We start from the raw sequence: 16,959 nt of genomic DNA, 5'->3' as shown, positions 1-16,959 counted from the left end.
AAGGAGGTGAACTAAATATTGAAAGTATCTTCGATTAAGGCACAGGTACAGATTCAACAAAAAACTGACCATCCTAACAAGGTTCCATTTAATGGGACTCTTTTTTATGTTGACCGTCCAAGTGAAAACCCTCCTTCTGGAACAAGCGGAAGAAAACTTTATATTTCAAGAGAGGTTGCAGAGAATTCGCTTTCCTCACTTGAAGGGATGTGTGTGAATGCTTCTTATTGGCTTGATGAACATGAAGTGACTAATAAAATAGGGGTTATTGAAACAGCTTGGATTGAAGGGGATCAGGTTAAAGTTTCAGGCTATTTATTTGGCAAGGATTTTCCCGACCAAGTCAATGAGATTAAGGAACGTCAAGGTGATATTGGTATGTCACTTGAGACAACCGATACAATTCTTGAAGATTATGATTACAATGGCGAAAACGTAGCAAACGCAACTTCAATTATATTTACAGGAGCGGCTATTTTATATAAATGGGCTGCTGCATATACAACAACCGCAATATTAGCGGCAAATAAGGAGGCCATAAAAATGGATTTTGAAAAATTAATGGAAGCAATTAATAATGTTAAGGCTGATGTGACAGCAAGCGTTGAGAAGGCAAAGGAAGACATTAAAAATGATATCATGAAGGATGTTAACGCAAGCATTGAAGCACTGAATAAGAAAGCAGATGAAGTTCAAGCTGGTAAAGAAAAAGAAGAAACAGCACCGCAAAGACGTTCTATGGATTCTACACAGTTGCTTGCACAAGGTGACAATAAAGCTAAAGAAACTGCTGAATTGTTCGCAGGAATTGATAAGCAAGAATTGAGTGCTGTTGATTCCATGGCCGCTAAACTGAGTGCAGCATTTGGTCAAAACAACTAAATACAACTTTTGAAGACTCGTTTAAAACGGGTCTTTTTATTTTCCAAAATTTAAATTACACTGGAGGCTTTTATAAATGTCTAATCATATTACTCAACCTACATTCACAAGTTTGTCCAATCCAGAACTTGCAAGCATCAGAGCTGGTAAAGCTGTAACTCTTCAAAAATTTGTAGAATTGAAAGCAGCAGCTACTGATTATCAAAACTTTGGTGTTTTGCTTACACCACAATTTAAACGCGAAATTAATGATATCAAGCGTGAACGTGGTGTATTTGGTCAATTGCTTGATAAATACCAAACTCGCGCAACCGGTCAACCTCACCGTTGGTACGATCAATACGTTTTGCCTAATACTGGTGGCTTCGTTGATCCTCGTAACATTCAAGCTGTAACTGCTGCTAACAATGGTAGTTCTTTGAGAACTGAATTTTATGCTCAAGTACGTGCCCTTGCAGGTCAAATTAACTTTGGTCTGTTCGATCAACAAGTAAACGAACAATCCGGGATTTTCCCTGATTTGGTTGCAAAAGACTTGAAAGATATGCTTACTGCTGTATATCAAGCTGAAGACCTTGGACTATTTACTGGTACAGCTACTGGCTTGACTGATACTACTAGTGTTCAGTATGCATCGATTAAAACTCAAGCACAATTGACACTTCAAGTTAATCCGGGTGTTTCTATTATTGATTCTATCCGTACTAAAGTAGCAAACATGATGGCAAACCAAACGGTAGTAGTGAAACCTACTCATGTCTTTGTTAATCCATTGTTGCTCGATATCATGGAGCAAGAAATCAAGAATGCTGCAAATACATACAAGGAAGTACTTGCAAAAGACGTTGAAGTATTGCCTGGTATCGCTTTTGACGGTATTCGTACTGCTGCTGGTACTCTTCCTGTTATTCCTTGCTGGGAAATGTCTACTAAGACTTCTACAGTTACAGGAGCATCCACAGATTATCCTATTTTCGTTGCTTCTATGAACCAAATTGAGAAGGGTTGGGTTGGTTCTCCTGATATCCAACTTTATAAAATGGGCTTGTCTACTGATTTGGCTGATAAGTACGTTGCTGTAACATTCAATACTGGTGCAATTCTTAAAGCTCCTGCCTATGCTCACGCATGGGGCTATGTGTCTCGCTAATTGTAATTATCAAGGGTACTGAAATAAAATCAGTACCCTTATTTCATAAAATTTGGAGGTTATTTATTTATGGCAAATAAAGCAGAAACAGAAACTCAAGTTGAATCAAGTCTAAAAGAAGTTACTTTGAAAGATTCTCAAAAAGGTACTCATAGAATCTTTACAAGAGAAGGAATTGCTGAGTTTAACGATGGTATTGCAAACGTTTCGGATTTGATAGAAAAAGAACTTAAAGCTACAGGTCAAATTAAATAAAGAAAGAGGCGATAATACATGGATCGTGTTGGAAATAGTTTTACTTTGGCTGAAGCTGAAGTAAGAAATACACAAGAGTTTACATTACATGTATCTCAAGCAGAAACTACAAATGGTAATACGAGTACTTTTGATGCGTCCAATAACTTTGAAGGATTGCTTGTTATTGATATTACTGCTGTAACTGGTACTACACCTACAGCAAATTTTTATTTTGAAACGCTTGATTTTTTGAGTGGTAAATATGTTGCCATTCCAAGTGCAGGTACTATTGCTCAGCAAACAGGTGTAAATACTCTTACTGTTCCTGTAACGAATTTCGGTGAAAAAGTACGTCTTCGTTGGGTACTTGGCGGAACTACTCCGTCCTTCACTTTCAGCGCTGGATTTACAGCAAAATCTTAAGTCATTTTTCTGAAAAGAGGGGTCAATCGATCCCTCTTTTCCAAGTTAAAGGAGGTGTTTGATTGAGTAAATCGTATCTCACAATAGATGAATATAAACGAGCGCCGACATCAATTAACGTTAATAAATTGGACAATACCAATATAAATATTCAAAATGCACAAGATGCCGAATTAAGTAATGTAATAAGACGTGCTTCAGCATGGATTGATAATTACTGTCAAATGCCAAGTGGTTTATCTGCAACTATTAATACTGAAACTAAACCGACTCATATTACAAGAGATGGTTTTTTAAGGGTTCAGCCATATAATGCACCGATTATACAAGTAAGCAACGTCCAATGGAGACTTTATCCTAGTGCAAGCTGGACAATTATTGATATATCGAATATACAGGTTTATGAACGACATTTCGAAGCAATGATTTGGTTCCAGTATCTTGGTAATTCGATGTTAACACTCGGGAATAACTTTGCATATCCAGTTAATTCATATTATTCAACCTATATATCTCCATCTATGGGTTCAAACATTGAAAATACTCAGATTACAGTTCAGTATACATACGTAAATGGATACGCGAATACCACTCTTCAAAATAATGCAAGTATGGGTAACAGTTCAATCGTTGTTAATGATACTACAGGTATTATGAATGGAACATTGCTTACACTCTATGATGGAGCAAATACAGAAGACATAACGGTACTTTCATTAACTGGAAACACTCTTCAATTAAGTAACCCATTGTTATTTAACCATAATGCGAAGATTGCTGTTTCCGCAATTCCAGCAGACATTAAACAAGCATGTATCCTAGTTGTGAATTATTTTCTAAAGGAACGTGGTTCCAATGCTATTGCCATGGCAAACGTTGAAGCACCCACAAAGCAAAAAAGCAATGATGAAAAAGACTTAGAATTAGCAAAACAATTGTTACGCAGATATAGGAAGGTAGTCTAACATGTTTAACATTTCGATTGAAAATTCTATGCTAATTGATCAACTCGCTTCTTCCCAAGAGAGAGTAGTTCATGAAACAACAAATTGGCTTGTTGATATGTCAATATGGGTTAAGAATGATTTGAAGAATAGGGTTCCAGTTAAAAAAGGGAATCTGAAAAATTCTGTCCGCTATGAATTACAACCACATGCAAATGGGGGTGGAGAAGCTACCTTCCATAGTGTTTGGTATGGTCAAGTGCTTGACGAAGGAAGTGATCCTTCTAAAGACCCTTACGTAATAAAAGCAAAGAAGAAGGCTTTAGTATTTGAACATGGTGGAGAAAAGGTGTTTGCAATGACTGTGCAACATAAAGCTATTAAGCCAAGAAATTTCACTCTGGAAACATTGAATGCAGCCCTTACAGAAGCAGATAAACAAGCAGATGATTTAGCGGAAAGAATATTTAAAGGTGTGGTTGGATGAGTAGAACCAGTATAAAGCAAAGTATAAAGAATCTATTGGTTAATGTACCAGGTGTAACTTCTGTATATACTAATCAACCCAAATTGATTCAAGATTCCGATTGTCCTGTGATAACAATTTCACTAGATAAAACACATGAAAAAGGTGTGAATGGTCATCGTAGACACCAGTTTTACACTGTATATCTATACATTCAATCCATTGATTACAATCCTGATGAGATGGTTAGCGAAAAGGCTTTTGATGATTTATTAGATGCTATCGATAATGCATTAAGATCAGATTATACGCTAGGAGGAACAGTTCTTCAAAGCGCATGGGATTATATTGATACTGAATTCTTTCCTCCAGTAGCTACTTCAAATAGTACAGGCATTTGTATGAGAGCAATTAAGACATTTGAAATCAAAACTGAAATTATCGCGTAGGGGGCGATTGTGTGAAATATAAATACACTGGTGAATATCCAGTTATTTTGCCAATTCAAAATATTGAAATAGAGCCAGAAGGCATTATTGAGGTTGATGAACCGATCAATAATGCCTTTTTTGTTTTAATTGAAGAAAAGAAAAAGAAAGAGGAGGTCGTTAATTAATGGCAGTTTTACAATTTCAAAGTAGGGTTGGTCTAGCTATAGAATCAGCTTGGGGTACAGCAGCTACCGCTCCAACTGTATGGATTCCTTGGAAAACTCTAAAAATGGAAGATGATATTAAGCAAATTCTTGATTCGGGTAAACGTGGCAGTTTTGCAAAAGATTTCAATACTTATAATAGTGTAATGACTGGTAAAGGAGATATTGAAGGTAATGTATTCCCTGAAACAATCGGATATTTCCTAAAAGGAATTTTTGGACAGGATACAGTCACTGGTACTGGCCCATATACTCATTCTTTTACCTTGAGTAACAATCAACCTTCCTCATTCAGTTTATTTGATTATGATGGAGTCAATGAACGTGTATATGCAGGTTCTGTGTTGGAAGAGTTGGGCTTTAAATTTACTACCGATGGAGATTTAACTAACAGTGTTAAATTTCAATCTAAAGCTTCTGCTGTTGGTGGTTCTGTTCATACTCCAACTTTTGCTAATACGCCAATGTTTCTGGGATTTCAAAACTCTGTATCTATTGGTGGTTCCACTAATACTCGTCTAATCGGTGGAGATTTGAATATTAAACGTGCTGTTAAGATGACGTTTGGTGCTAATAACTCTCAATCTCCGACTAAAGCTAATGTAGGCGCATTAGATGTAACTGGCAAACTCGATTTTGAAATCGATGATTATACCGAACTCAATTACTATTTGAATAGTACTCAGCCTACCGTTGTGTTTACATTTACAAGTGGGACGAACATTTTGACAATCCAAATGACAAAATGTGCATTCGAGAAAATCAATGGTATTGATCGTTCTCAGGATGTTGTCCGTATTTCTGCAAATATTCGCGGTTTATACAATGCTACAGATGCTGGAAGCATTAAAGTTACATTACAATCTGCTATTGCGAATTATAACTAAAACAGGGGGAGTCTATAAGCAATGGAAAACACAATCAAAATCGATTTGTCTGAACAATTAGGTGAAGGACAATACGTAGAAATAAGAAATCCTAAGATTTTACCTTGGGGTCTTCAAAAGGAACTTGCAAAAGCACAAACAAAAAATACAATCGATAATCAGATTGATTTTGAAACCTCTTTGGAAATTAACGAAAAGATTGTAGTCGCTTTGATTAAGAATCTAAATGTTAATGATTTTGATGGGCAGCCCATTGAACTGCCCATTACCAATGATACGATCGATAGGCTTCCTGTTGAAGTAATCGTTGCTGTTGTGAAAAAGTTCAGTGAAATCAGGACACAAGGTACGGTTGAAAAAAAGAATTAGACAAACTCAATAATTTCTTAAAGGGTTGGTCAGAAACGGCCCCAAGAGAATATGTTGAGTTTGTCTATCGAAGAGAGATGGGATATACACCAGAACAACTGGATAATATCCCATCTTTTATTGTTGAAAGAGACTTGGCTTATATGTCTATAGAGTCAAGGGTTAGAAAAGAAATGCAAGGGTAGGTTGGGGGTGAAAATAATATATGGCAGATAAAGAAGCACGATTAAGATTATTATTAACTGCTCAAAACGATGCCGGTTCAGCTTTTGAAAGTGTAACCGCATCAATAAAGGCTCTAACTGAACCTATAGAAAATGCAACGAAAGCTGCAACCAGCTTAATGGATGAATTTCGTTCCATGAATGAAGTATTCAATAATGCTTCAACCTCGTTAGAAGGTACTGGTCGTTCGATTTCGAGTGTTACCCAATCATCTGAAGCTTTGTCTAAATCGATATTAGATGATAGCAAAGTCCTGTCAGAAATGACTCAAACTCTTTCATCCATTGATACTACATTAAATACTACTGCTCAATCGATTCGTAATATTGAAGAAGCTTCTCAGGCTTTCAATAAAGCAAAAACTAATGTTAATGGACTTGAAGAATCTGTATCGAAGGCAGGTTTATTAATAGGGTTACAACAATTAGGACAGAGTATGGAGAGTATTGGATCAAAAGGCGATCACTTATTCAAGGATGCTATTACATCCGCTGCGGAATTTGAAGCATCTATGTCTCGAATTCACGCAGTTTTAATGAATCGTGAACCTACTGCTGACATGAAAGAGATGCAGGAGACAGCGCTTAAACTTGGTTCTAATTCTAAGTTTTCGGCTAATGAAATAGCGACAGGTATGTATGACTTGGCTCGTCAAGGGTTATCATCTACTCAAATTTTAGGAGATGGCATGAATGGTGCTATAGAAGTCGTCAATAACCTTGCTCAATCTGTTGATGGTGATATGGGTGATACTGCGAAGGTTATAACAGACGTGATGCACGAATTTGGCCTATCTGGAGATCAACTGGCTAAAGTTGGCGATATCATTAGTGGTACAATGCATACTTCATCAATTACGATGAATGATTTTTACTATTCCATGAGACAAGTCGGGCCTGTAGCATCCAATATGCATCAATCAATAGAGGATACGTCTACAGCAATTGCTCTATTGGCACAGCATGGTATCTCGGGATCATCTGCTGGTACAGCGCTCAAGAATACACTACTCGGCCTCGAGCCAAGAACTAAAAAGGCTGCTGAATTAATGCATGATCTTGGAATTTCTGCTAAGGATGGTGCAGCAGACTCATTCTACAAACTAAATGGAGATTTAAAACCTTTACCAGATATTATTGGAGTACTGAACCAGAAATTTGGTGGTTTGAATGATAAGCAAAAAGAAGCTGCTCTAGCTGCTACCTTCACCAAGTATGGTCTTGCTGGTCTAAACACAATTGTAATGGAAGGTAAAGACAAGTTTGAAGAGTTAAAAAAGACACTCTCCGAAGAGAAAGCTGCTGATATCGCAAAGGAGAAGTTGAATAATCTTCAAGGCGATATGTTACGACTCAACGCAGCTACGGAAACAATGAAAAAATCATTTGGTGATACATTGGCTCCTTCATTACGTACTGTAGCCCAAGAAGCACAAAATCTTGTTACTTGGTTCACAAACCTTGATCCAAGCACCAAACAAATAATTATGTTGGTTGGTGGTCTTGCTTCTGTAATGGTTACAGTTGGAGGAGCCATTTTAAGTGCTGTATCTGCAATTGGATTCTTGCAAATGGGACTTAAGGGGGCCGAACTCACATTAGGAGGCATACTTACTCCAATTGGACTTGTTACAGCAGCAGTTATCGCCTTAGGAGTTGGGGCATATGAGGTATATACGCATTGGGATGAAATAAAAAATATACTTCAAGTTGTTTGGGATAAGATGCTCTCATTCAAAAATTCTGCTCTCGATGTTCTAACTGATTCCGTAAATGATCACAAAACAGCACTTATAGCAACAGCTTCTTTTTTGGGTGTGCTATTTATACCAGCAATTATTAAATCAGGGGTAGAAGCTGTTATAGCTGGTGGAAAATTAGCAGCTGAATTTACAGTCAATGTAGTCAAAGCAGGTGCTGAAGCAGTTATTGCAGGCGCTAAATTAGCGGCAAGTTTTACGGCAGAAGTTATTAAAATGGGTGTTGAAGTCGTTGTTGCTGCGGCTAAAATTACTGGAGAAATGGTTGTTGCTCTATTGAGTTATGCGATGCAAGGTTGGGTAGCGGCAGCATCTACAGCAGGTCAAACTGCTGCATTTATTGCCAATACTACTGCACTTATTGCTCAGAAAGTAGCTTTAGCAGCATCAGAAATTGCCACAGGTGCCTTAACTGCTGCTCAATGGTTACTTAATGTTGCTCTTGATGCTAACCCAATTGGAATTGTAATACTTGCAATTGCTGCACTAGGAACTGCGATTTATGAAGTTATAACACATTGGCAAGATATTGTTACATGGGTTGAAAAAGCATGGGATGAGTTAACCAAGTTTAAAGATAAGGCACTAGAATTTGGATCAGACTTTGTTCAATCCGTTGCAAATGGTATTACAGGGGCTATTCATTACGTTATTGACGCTGCTACTTCAGTTGTTAATTCTATCAAGTCTATATTCAGTAGCGCACCTACGGCTCCGTCTATAAGCCCACCAATTAGTAGTAACAGTGGAAGTGATAATAATAATTCTTCCGGATCAGACTATAGTACGGGAGATGGATATTCTGGATTTTCAGATAGTGTTCCAGCATTTGGCGATGGTGGAGTAGTTACAAAACCAACATTGGCTATGGTGGGTGAGCGTGGGGAAAGAGAATTCATCGTTCCAGAGTCAAAAATCAAAAATCAAAATGACGGATACACTCTTGGAATTGATTCTTTTCTAAATGGTGGAGCTTTCCGAAGACAAGGAACGAATGGCACTGTAACTATTCAAAATTTGACTGTTCATATTACTGGAGCTAATAAAGATGGAAAACAATTATCAACCGACCTTGTTCAAGGAATAAGACAACAAATGTCTTTTGTTTTACAATAATAACTTGAAAGCGCCTTTTAGGGTTAACCTAGAGGCGCTTATTTATTAATCGTTGTATTTAATTGCTGTACCATAGGCATTTAAGATTGCTGAAGTTCCTTGAGAATGAAGCATGAAACCTAATACCGCATCTGCACCAAGTTTTGCAGCTTCTTTACCTAACTCATTCATGACTTTAACATGATTGTCTCTAAGGTTCTTTGACCAAACATCTGATAACTGAACACAAACGGTATCAATTGGTTCATACTTTCGTGGCAGCGAATGGACTGTATATACCGGAACACTTGGAATTTCTTCAGTTTCTTTTTTTCGCCCAAACATATAGACTCACCAACCTTAAGAGGTATAAGCATTCTTATTATCATAGTATTGGAAGAAGGTGTCAAGTATTTCTACACAAATAACAATTTCAGGTGTAGATTATTCTTCGTATATTGATCTGGAGAGCGTAGAAGTCGATAACAATGTCATTATGACATCGGATACGATGACGTTTACTCTTAATCTTAATGGAGAGTTAACAATACCAAAAACGGGAAATGAAGTAATCTGGACAAACAATGGCGTAAGAGAATTTGCAGGTATTATAACTCAAATAAAAGAAACAGATATTGGTACAGATTTATCATATGATGTTAGCGTTCAATCATATGAATTCTCATTTAATAAAAGATGGGTAATAAATTATTATAGTCAAATGTCAGCAGATGCCATGATTAAACAAATCGTATCTCAATTTGCGCCAAGTTTTACAACCAATAATGTTCAATCATCGTACACAATTCCACCGCAATATTTTAATTATAAGAAACCAAGTGATGCAATTAAAAAAGTTGCAGAACAAATTGAATTTGGTTGGTACATTGATTATTACAAAGATGTCCATTTTTATCCAATCGAATTCTTCACATCTCCATTGTCTACAAATATTTTGTACATAGATACAGATACGGTTAATTATAAAGACTTGATTCTAGAATATGATATTTCACAATTGAAAACTAGGGTATATCTTAAAGGATTCAAATCAAGAATTGGTACACCAGTTATACTTACATATAAAGGTGATGGATATACAACTCAATGGAACTTAGGATATAAACCATCCAGAAATAGCGGTGATATTAGCGTAACAGTTGGTGGCACATCATTAACTGTAAAAAGAGACTTGGTTGATGGTTCACCTGGACAAAACACAAGTGATACTTCTTCTGCCTACATTAACTATTCGCAGAACTTATTGAGATTAAATTATGCTCCAGCTTCTGGAGTTACAATCTCTGTAACGATGTATTATCTTCAGGACACGATAATTATGAGAGAAAATCCACAAGCACAAACTGTTGCCATTGCAAATGATGGGCAAGGTGATGGCATATATGAGTTTGCTGTAACAGATCAATCATTATCACAGGCTACTATTGATGCCGCTAATGCACGTGGAGATATGCTGCTTTATAAATATGGTTATCCTCAATTAACTGGCTCGTTTCAGTCATTCACTCAAGGATGGCGTGCGGGGCAGTATTTTTATTTGAACTCATCTCGTCGGATGGGTGGACTAAATAATACAAAAGTGTTTATTCAACGAGTGAGAAAGAAAATCGTAAATTCAAATAGTAATGGAGCATTTATTCAATATGACATTGAAATAAGTGACATTCCTTATTTGGTTCAATAGGAAGTGATAATATGCGTGATGATTCATCGATCATTAAGTTACTTGAGACTTTACATAATCGTTTCGATGATTTTGATGAGAATTCATATGACAATACGATGATTCAGTATTTTAGCTCACCCCATGACACGGCAACATTAACAACGATGCTTCAAACTTATTTGAATGGTACATCGATTACTACTTCACCTTCGGAAACTACAACAATGAATGCATCAATTACGCCCAATGTTACAGACCCTTCAACATTGACTTGGGGTGGTTACGATACAAATGGAGTTTTCCATAATGCTGGGTGGTCTTGGGGTGTTGGAGGAACTTGGAAATGATAAATTCAAACTATTCTTTGGTGGGCGAAGTAACAATAACTGTTAAAAATGAAGACGGTTCAGTTGCATCTTTAAAAAAATACAATACGATCACCAATTACATGAAGTCTTCTTTAGCAAAATGGCTCAGTGGTACTCCTAATTCAGGGGTTGGTGCAGTTCTGCCTCCTACTCAAATAGGAGCAGGTAACGGCTCTCCTCCTTTTGGCATTAATGGAACTTTACCAACTGATACCGCTTTATGGTCTGCTATATCTGGAACTCAAAGAAACTGTGACTCAATACAAGTATCGCAAGGTTATTACGCGCAATATAACCTAGCTTACCAAACAACCGATCCAGCTGGATTTTATAATGAACTAGGTCTTTTTGATTCGAATAATAACCTTTGGGCGCATGTATCCATCAATCAATATAAATCATCATCCCAAACTTTAACGGTTCAATGGATGGTTTATATGGTGGCTGATACTTCTAACTCTTCTGCTGTCATAACAAATTACATGAGATCGACATTTGCAAAATGGATGACTGGAACTTCAAATGTGAGTGGTCAGTCGGGTGCAATAGTGCCGCCAAACAAATTTCAACTTGGTACAGGGACAGGCAATGTTCAAGTCACAGACACAGCCTTATGGAATGCAACAGTAGGAACGAGCAAAACATGTGATTTCATTACAATTATTCAAAGTTACAATGTTCAATTTGCAGTAACATATCAAATTGCCGATCCGAATGGAAACTATACAGAGGTAGGATGGATAGATGCTTCAGGTAACTTATGGTTACATGGTTCGATAAATGCGAATAAGACAAACGGCCTCTTGCTATCTGTTATTGGTCAAGTTGGTATTTTAGGAAATTAGAGAAAGGAGTTGATGAATAATGGCAAATAGTCTGTATAAAGTCCAGCCGGGACAAACGGTAACTCCACTAGCAACAGATATTAATCAATATGCCGATATGCTGAATGGCGTTTTTGATGTTGGACAAATCACATTAGCTCCACAAATTGGTGCACCTAGTATAACAGGTGTGAGTGCAGCCGCAGCGTCTGGAACAGGACTAGGCATAGGAACTTATTTATATAAACTAACATACGTTACAGGCTATAAAAAGTCAGACAATACTCTGATTTATAGTACTGAAACAAATGGTAGCGTAACAATTTCTGTAACTACTACTAGTGGTAATCAGAAAGTAAATTTGAGCGGCTTACCTACAAGTTGGCCTTCTACTGCTATTGCTTTGAGGGTATATCGTACTGTTGCAGGTGGAGCTGATGGAACACAAAAGTTAGTTACTACTATTATAACTCCAACATCTACATATAACGATTCTACCGCAGATGGAGCGTCAGGCATGGCGATTCCAACGACGAATACTACGGGTACGACAATACCGGTTTCGAATGTCACAGGTATTCTCTCCATCGCCAACGGTGGAACCGGAAGCTCGACGCAAAATTTCGTTGACTTGACTACAGTGCAGACGATTGGCGGGAATAAGACATTTACCGGAGATTTAAGTCATAATAGCACACAAGCATTTATTGTTGGTGGTGGAAACGGAGGGTTCCGTTTTGCGAGTGACGTAACTGGTGTTTATATTCAAAGTGTCAATCAAGCGAGAACTGGTAACGGTGGCCCACTCTGGCTAACAGGATATGGTGGTGCTGCTGTTGCTGTAAAAACAGGTGGTGGCAACACGCTCGATGACGGAGCCGGACGCGCTACTTTTACCGGTGAGGTATCGGTCCAATCTCCTCAATCTGGTGTGGCAAACTACACTCCAAAAATCACCCTACGTTCATGGAATGGTTCTGCTCCTGCGGGAGCGCACTTTGCATCGAACGGCGCAACTGGAGGTTGGTATGTATCAAACTATGCGGATAACGTGGCAACTTTTTCAGTTGATGACAATGGCAATGCATCTTTGGCAGGAGGCTTAACCTTCCCGGTTGGTAAAGGCGTCGCTTTTGGTGGCGGGGCGTTTATACAGAGCACTGGTACACAAATTGCTCAAATAGGTTCAACAAGTGGCTTTTATTGGGCGAACAATGCTAATAACACGCAGACTATGACTTTAAGTAACACAGGCGACTTAACAGTATCGGGGAACTTGGGCGTCAACGGAATACCTACATTCAGCAATGGGGCCAACCTGTTCACGAACACAGGGAACGCGGGAATACGACTATATGAAACTACAACGGCAGGAAATGCAAAGCATCTTCGAGTTAGTGGGAATGTTTTCAATATTATAAATAAAGCGTATACCGCATCTATTTTTGACGTCAACGACTCTGGAGACACGACAGTATACGGAGCCTTAACCATCAACGGCTCTGGCGGTTCGTTCGCAAACTCCAAAGCGGCAAACGGTTATCAAAAGTTGCCGGGCGGTGTTATATTCCAATGGTGTGTGGTTTCGGCAGTAGCTAATGGTACGACAAACTTTAATTGGCCGATAACATTCCCAACCGCATTTTATGTTGCTACAGCTACCGCAACAGATACAAGTTCTGCTTATGAACTAAGTATCGAAGGGCCAACGACTAGCGCTGCAACGGTACGGAATCACAGTGGCGCTAGTCAAAATGTCTACATCTTTGCCGTAGGTTCATAAAAGGAGGGGAATAACAATGTCAGTTCAATACTATGCAAATCCCGACACAAACGGAAATATTATAGGTTTTTATGGCGACGATATTTGGGATGTAACAAAAATTCCTACGACAGCGGTAAAAATCACACAAGCACAGTGGCTGGATGCAATCGTTAACCAAGGAAAATATGTCATTCAATCAGGATCGTTATCTTTAGCTGCTACACCTACGATGGCGCAACAATTAACTACAGCACAAACGCAAAAAATTGCGGAGCTAAATGATAAATGTAAACAAACGATTCTTGGAGGGTTTACTTCTACTGTTAGTGGTGTATCGTATCAGTTCTCTTATGATGCGGAAGCTCAATCGAATTTTACTAAAGCTGGTCGTGCATTCGATAAAGCGATTATTACTAGTATCAAATGGACGGCTTATGATTCTACAGGAAATGTTGTTCGATTGACTTTAGATGCACCTACTTTCGATTCTGTATTTAAAGATTCACTAGCACATCTAAATACACAACTTTCTAAATTTCGAGATACCTTGCAGCCGCAAGTTATGGCTTGTACTACGGTAGCTCAGGTTCAAGCAATTTCATGGTAGGTGAGCAAATGCAAATTAAACCCGGTGACGTACTTTTTGTATGGGGGAACGGTCTAATTGATCACATCATCGAAGAAATAACAGATGGACCAAGCCATGTCGCATTGTTTGTAAACGATACAACTTTATGTGAAGCCCAAAGTGGAAGAGAGGTTGGTGAAATCGACCTCTCTTTTTATATGTCCGAAAATAATTATCTAGAAATCTGGCGAGATTTATCTTTAACAGATGATGAACGGACTAAAATGATTCAATTTGCTAAATCAAAATATGGTTCCAAATATGATTATGTATTAATCCCATTAGAATTATTTCATTTTGAAATAAGCCTAAATATTGATTGGTACAAGGAACATCAAAAGTATATCTGTTCGACTTATATTAATGAAATAGGCAAGAGCGTAAATAGAAAATGGTCAAAGGTAGCAAATCCAGCTCCTATAGACGATAAGAACGAAAATCAATTAACAAAAATGTTTATATGGAGGGGTCAAAGTTGGGAAACAACGAACTTACTGACGGAGAGCGCTTAGTAAAACTAGAGACTAAGCTTGAATCTGAACTATCAGCTATTAAAGAAGCATTATATGATCTTAAGAAAATGTTTCTAAGTAGAGAAGAAATTTATGTGACCAAAGATGTATTAGATGAAAAATTAAAGTTGGTTTATAAAGACGTGGAAGGTATTCAAAAGGGATTGATTGAGACAAGGGAAGAAAAGAAAATAACTAGGCAAGTACTTCCGAATTGGGTACATATCCTTTTAAGTCTAGGAACATTAGTCGTTGCAGTTATTGCATTATATCATAAATGAACAATGTAGGTGAAAATAAAAGATGAGCGTAAATCAGCCACATGAAGTAGATTTCCATCATGAAGAACATGTACTTTATCCTGCTCACGATGATCGAACTGAATCTAAAGAGTTTAAAGAGGCACGGCATCATCTAATCGTTGTATTAGATACGCCGTGCTTTATTTGTGGTGTAAAGCATTCTGAGGGAGCAAGAATGGAGTCCCACCATTTATTTGGTGAGTATTCACTTTCTAATGCACTTGATATTGCAAAAATAAATGCAGACCATCCACATTTCACGCCAAATAATGATTTGCCTATTACATCAGTTGATAGTGAGGGCAATCAATTGTCTCTATGTGAATGGTGTCACCGCGGCAAACCAAAATATGAAGCATTACATCATCCAAGAAACAAACATAAAACGGCTGGTGTTCATGAATTAACGTTTCCCATTTGGATTGCTCAAAAGTATAGACTTCAAGGAGTAGATATTTTAGTGGAGGCAGTTGATAAATAATGAGTGTATTTCGTTATCCCGTAAATGTTGATTGGATTGATGGGCTTCCTGAGATTCCGTTTCATGATGGAGTAGGGGCATATACTTGTGTTGTTATGCACTATACAGACAGCCCACATGATACCGCTAAAGGTGAAAGGAATTATGAAGCAGGGCACTATCAAGATGCCTTCGTCCATGAATTCATCGATCCAAAAGAGATTATCCAAGTAGCAAACCCTGATTACATTGCCTATGGTGCAGGACATGAAATTAATCCTTATGCGATTCATCTTGAATTGTGTCATGCCGATAATCAACAAGATTTTGATTTGTCTTATGACATGTGGTGTGAACGAGCCGCTGAATATTTATTCAAAAATAAACTTTCAGTAAGCAAAGCCCAAGCAGACGGTTCAGGAACCTTATGGAGTCATTATGATGTGACTCATATTTTAGGTGGCACGGATCATGAAGACCCAATTGAATATTTGGCTAAGTGGGGAAAAACATGGCAGGATGTTATTGATACTGTCAGCAGGTATTATGATGCATTGGTAAATGGAGACATATGGAAGCCTGAAGATAATGGAGGTATTATCGTGAGCGATAATAAAACGATTGATCAATGGAAAGTTGACGCTTTGACCTGGCTTAAAGAAAACAAATTGATTACGCAAGATCATGAAGTTGATGCTCAGGTAACATGGGCTGAACTAGGCGTTGTAATTCAACGATTGAAGGAGGCGAAGTAAAATGGTTCAACAAATTATTAATCAGTATTGGGGAATCGTTTCAGTATTCCTATTTGGTGTTGTTTACGTTATTACTCACTATCAAGCGTCTATTGCCTTTGCTAAGAAGAAAGCAATCACCCTTATGCTGGCTGTCGAGAAGAAAGCAGAACAATTAGCTCTTGATAATGGTCAGGACAAATTTAATTGGGTGTGCGATAAGGGCTATGACTTGCTTCCTTCGGTCGTACGATTGGTTGTAAGTAAACCATTGTTTAAAACAATTGTACAATCCTTATTTGATGAAGCAATTGCTTTTGCTAAGCAACATCAAATTGAGAAGCAAAATATAGATATTCCAGTGTGAAAGACAAGTAGAGCGAATATTCCAGTACGAAAGACAACTGGTGAGAATATTCTGACAAATAACCAGACATAATAATAAAGCGCATACATAACCCTCTCCTCTACCAACATGGTATGTGCAAAGCTCCTCTTTTGTTCGTGGTAAGCAGAAGGGGAGTTTTTTTCTTTTCTAAATGAAACAAGATACAATTGTCGAAATTTGTTTGATATGCTAATATTGA

The 16,959-nt window shown here is 37.8% G+C and carries 22 protein-coding genes; 21 read left to right on the top strand and 1 reads right to left on the bottom strand.

Annotated elements, in window-relative coordinates; genetic code table 11:
- The first annotated feature begins 18 nt into the window (after positions 1-18).
- From O9H85_RS08185 to O9H85_RS08135, 11 genes are all read left to right on the top strand, one after another.
- The gene (locus O9H85_RS08185; protein WP_269880834.1) at positions 19-882 is read left to right on the top strand and encodes a hypothetical protein; all 864 of its coding nucleotides are present in this window, start codon (positions 19-21) and stop codon (positions 880-882) included.
- Between the two features lie 76 nt (positions 883-958).
- Positions 959-2,032, top strand: coding sequence for a hypothetical protein (locus O9H85_RS08180; RefSeq protein ID WP_269880833.1), 1,074 nt, complete (start codon positions 959-961; stop codon positions 2,030-2,032).
- A gap of 69 nt (positions 2,033-2,101) precedes the next feature.
- The gene (locus O9H85_RS08175) at positions 2,102-2,287 is read left to right on the top strand and encodes a hypothetical protein (protein WP_269880832.1); all 186 of its coding nucleotides are present in this window, start codon (positions 2,102-2,104) and stop codon (positions 2,285-2,287) included.
- Positions 2,288-2,305: 18 nt separating this feature from the next.
- The gene (locus O9H85_RS08170; RefSeq protein WP_269880831.1) at positions 2,306-2,692 is read left to right on the top strand and encodes a hypothetical protein; all 387 of its coding nucleotides are present in this window, start codon (positions 2,306-2,308) and stop codon (positions 2,690-2,692) included.
- Between the two features lie 62 nt (positions 2,693-2,754).
- On the top strand, positions 2,755-3,657 hold the full coding sequence (locus O9H85_RS08165) for a hypothetical protein (RefSeq protein ID WP_269880830.1): 903 nt from the start codon (positions 2,755-2,757) through the stop codon (positions 3,655-3,657).
- 1 nt (position 3,658) lies between these two features.
- Complete coding sequence (locus O9H85_RS08160) at positions 3,659-4,123, top strand: hypothetical protein (RefSeq protein WP_269880829.1); 465 nt, start codon at positions 3,659-3,661, stop codon at positions 4,121-4,123.
- Positions 4,120-4,551, top strand: a complete 432-nt coding sequence (locus O9H85_RS08155; RefSeq protein ID WP_269880828.1) for a hypothetical protein — start codon at positions 4,120-4,122, stop codon at positions 4,549-4,551. The genes O9H85_RS08160 and O9H85_RS08155 overlap by 4 nt, the downstream gene beginning before the upstream one ends.
- 11 nt (positions 4,552-4,562) lie before the next feature.
- Positions 4,563-4,718 carry a hypothetical protein gene (locus tag O9H85_RS08150; protein WP_269880827.1) on the top strand — a complete coding sequence of 52 codons (156 nt, stop codon included), beginning with the start codon at positions 4,563-4,565 and terminating at the stop codon, positions 4,716-4,718.
- Positions 4,718-5,644, top strand: coding sequence for a phage tail tube protein (locus tag O9H85_RS08145; RefSeq protein ID WP_269880826.1), 927 nt, complete (start codon positions 4,718-4,720; stop codon positions 5,642-5,644). Before O9H85_RS08150 ends, O9H85_RS08145 begins: the two co-directional genes overlap by 1 nt.
- A gap of 21 nt (positions 5,645-5,665) precedes the next feature.
- Entirely contained in the window at positions 5,666-6,013 is a 348-nt protein-coding gene (locus tag O9H85_RS08140) for a hypothetical protein (protein ID WP_269880825.1), read from the top strand.
- Positions 6,014-6,218: 205 nt separating this feature from the next.
- On the top strand, positions 6,219-9,113 hold the full coding sequence (locus O9H85_RS08135) for a phage tail tape measure protein (RefSeq protein WP_269880824.1): 2,895 nt from the start codon (positions 6,219-6,221) through the stop codon (positions 9,111-9,113).
- Positions 9,114-9,158: 45 nt separating this feature from the next.
- Here the strand turns inward: O9H85_RS08135 and O9H85_RS08130 are convergent, their stop codons facing one another.
- Positions 9,159-9,437 carry a heavy metal-binding domain-containing protein gene (locus tag O9H85_RS08130; protein WP_269880823.1) on the bottom strand — a complete coding sequence of 93 codons (279 nt, stop codon included), beginning with the start codon at positions 9,435-9,437 and terminating at the stop codon, positions 9,159-9,161.
- Between the two features lie 58 nt (positions 9,438-9,495).
- Between O9H85_RS08130 and O9H85_RS08125 the strand changes: the two genes are divergently transcribed.
- The 10 genes from O9H85_RS08125 to O9H85_RS08080 are packed head-to-tail and all read left to right on the top strand — an operon-like array spanning position 9,496 to position 16,739.
- Complete coding sequence (locus O9H85_RS08125; protein ID WP_269880822.1) at positions 9,496-10,797, top strand: hypothetical protein; 1,302 nt, start codon at positions 9,496-9,498, stop codon at positions 10,795-10,797.
- A gap of 11 nt (positions 10,798-10,808) precedes the next feature.
- Positions 10,809-11,126, top strand: a complete 318-nt coding sequence (locus O9H85_RS08120; RefSeq protein WP_269880821.1) for a hypothetical protein — start codon at positions 10,809-10,811, stop codon at positions 11,124-11,126.
- Complete coding sequence (locus O9H85_RS08115) at positions 11,123-11,992, top strand: hypothetical protein (protein WP_269880820.1); 870 nt, start codon at positions 11,123-11,125, stop codon at positions 11,990-11,992. Before O9H85_RS08120 ends, O9H85_RS08115 begins: the two co-directional genes overlap by 4 nt.
- A 19-nt stretch (positions 11,993-12,011) precedes the next feature.
- On the top strand, positions 12,012-13,754 hold the full coding sequence (locus tag O9H85_RS08110) for a beta strand repeat-containing protein (protein WP_269880819.1): 1,743 nt from the start codon (positions 12,012-12,014) through the stop codon (positions 13,752-13,754).
- A 16-nt stretch (positions 13,755-13,770) separates the two neighbouring features.
- On the top strand, positions 13,771-14,343 hold the full coding sequence (locus O9H85_RS08105; protein ID WP_269880818.1) for a DUF4376 domain-containing protein: 573 nt from the start codon (positions 13,771-13,773) through the stop codon (positions 14,341-14,343).
- Positions 14,337-14,876, top strand: a complete 540-nt coding sequence (locus O9H85_RS08100) for a C40 family peptidase (protein WP_269880817.1) — start codon at positions 14,337-14,339, stop codon at positions 14,874-14,876. The genes O9H85_RS08105 and O9H85_RS08100 overlap by 7 nt, the downstream gene beginning before the upstream one ends.
- Positions 14,840-15,157: a hypothetical protein gene (locus O9H85_RS08095; RefSeq protein WP_269880816.1), complete on the top strand. Its 318-nt coding sequence runs from the start codon at positions 14,840-14,842 to the stop codon at positions 15,155-15,157. Before O9H85_RS08100 ends, O9H85_RS08095 begins: the two co-directional genes overlap by 37 nt.
- Positions 15,158-15,179: 22 nt before the next feature.
- Complete coding sequence (locus tag O9H85_RS08090) at positions 15,180-15,659, top strand: hypothetical protein (protein WP_269880815.1); 480 nt, start codon at positions 15,180-15,182, stop codon at positions 15,657-15,659.
- Positions 15,659-16,393, top strand: coding sequence for a peptidoglycan recognition protein family protein (locus tag O9H85_RS08085; RefSeq protein WP_269880814.1), 735 nt, complete (start codon positions 15,659-15,661; stop codon positions 16,391-16,393). The genes O9H85_RS08090 and O9H85_RS08085 overlap by 1 nt, the downstream gene beginning before the upstream one ends.
- Before the next feature lies 1 nt (position 16,394).
- A complete protein-coding gene (locus O9H85_RS08080; RefSeq protein ID WP_269880813.1) occupies positions 16,395-16,739 on the top strand; it encodes a hypothetical protein in 345 nt (114 codons plus the stop codon).
- Positions 16,740-16,959 lie beyond the last annotated feature (220 nt).

The organism is Paenibacillus gyeongsangnamensis (assembly GCF_027533625.1).
Taxonomy (GTDB): domain Bacteria; phylum Bacillota; class Bacilli; order Paenibacillales; family NBRC-103111; genus Paenibacillus_G; species Paenibacillus_G gyeongsangnamensis.
Note: the sequence above shows the minus strand (reverse complement) of the source record. Positions and strands in the feature narration are given on the sequence as shown.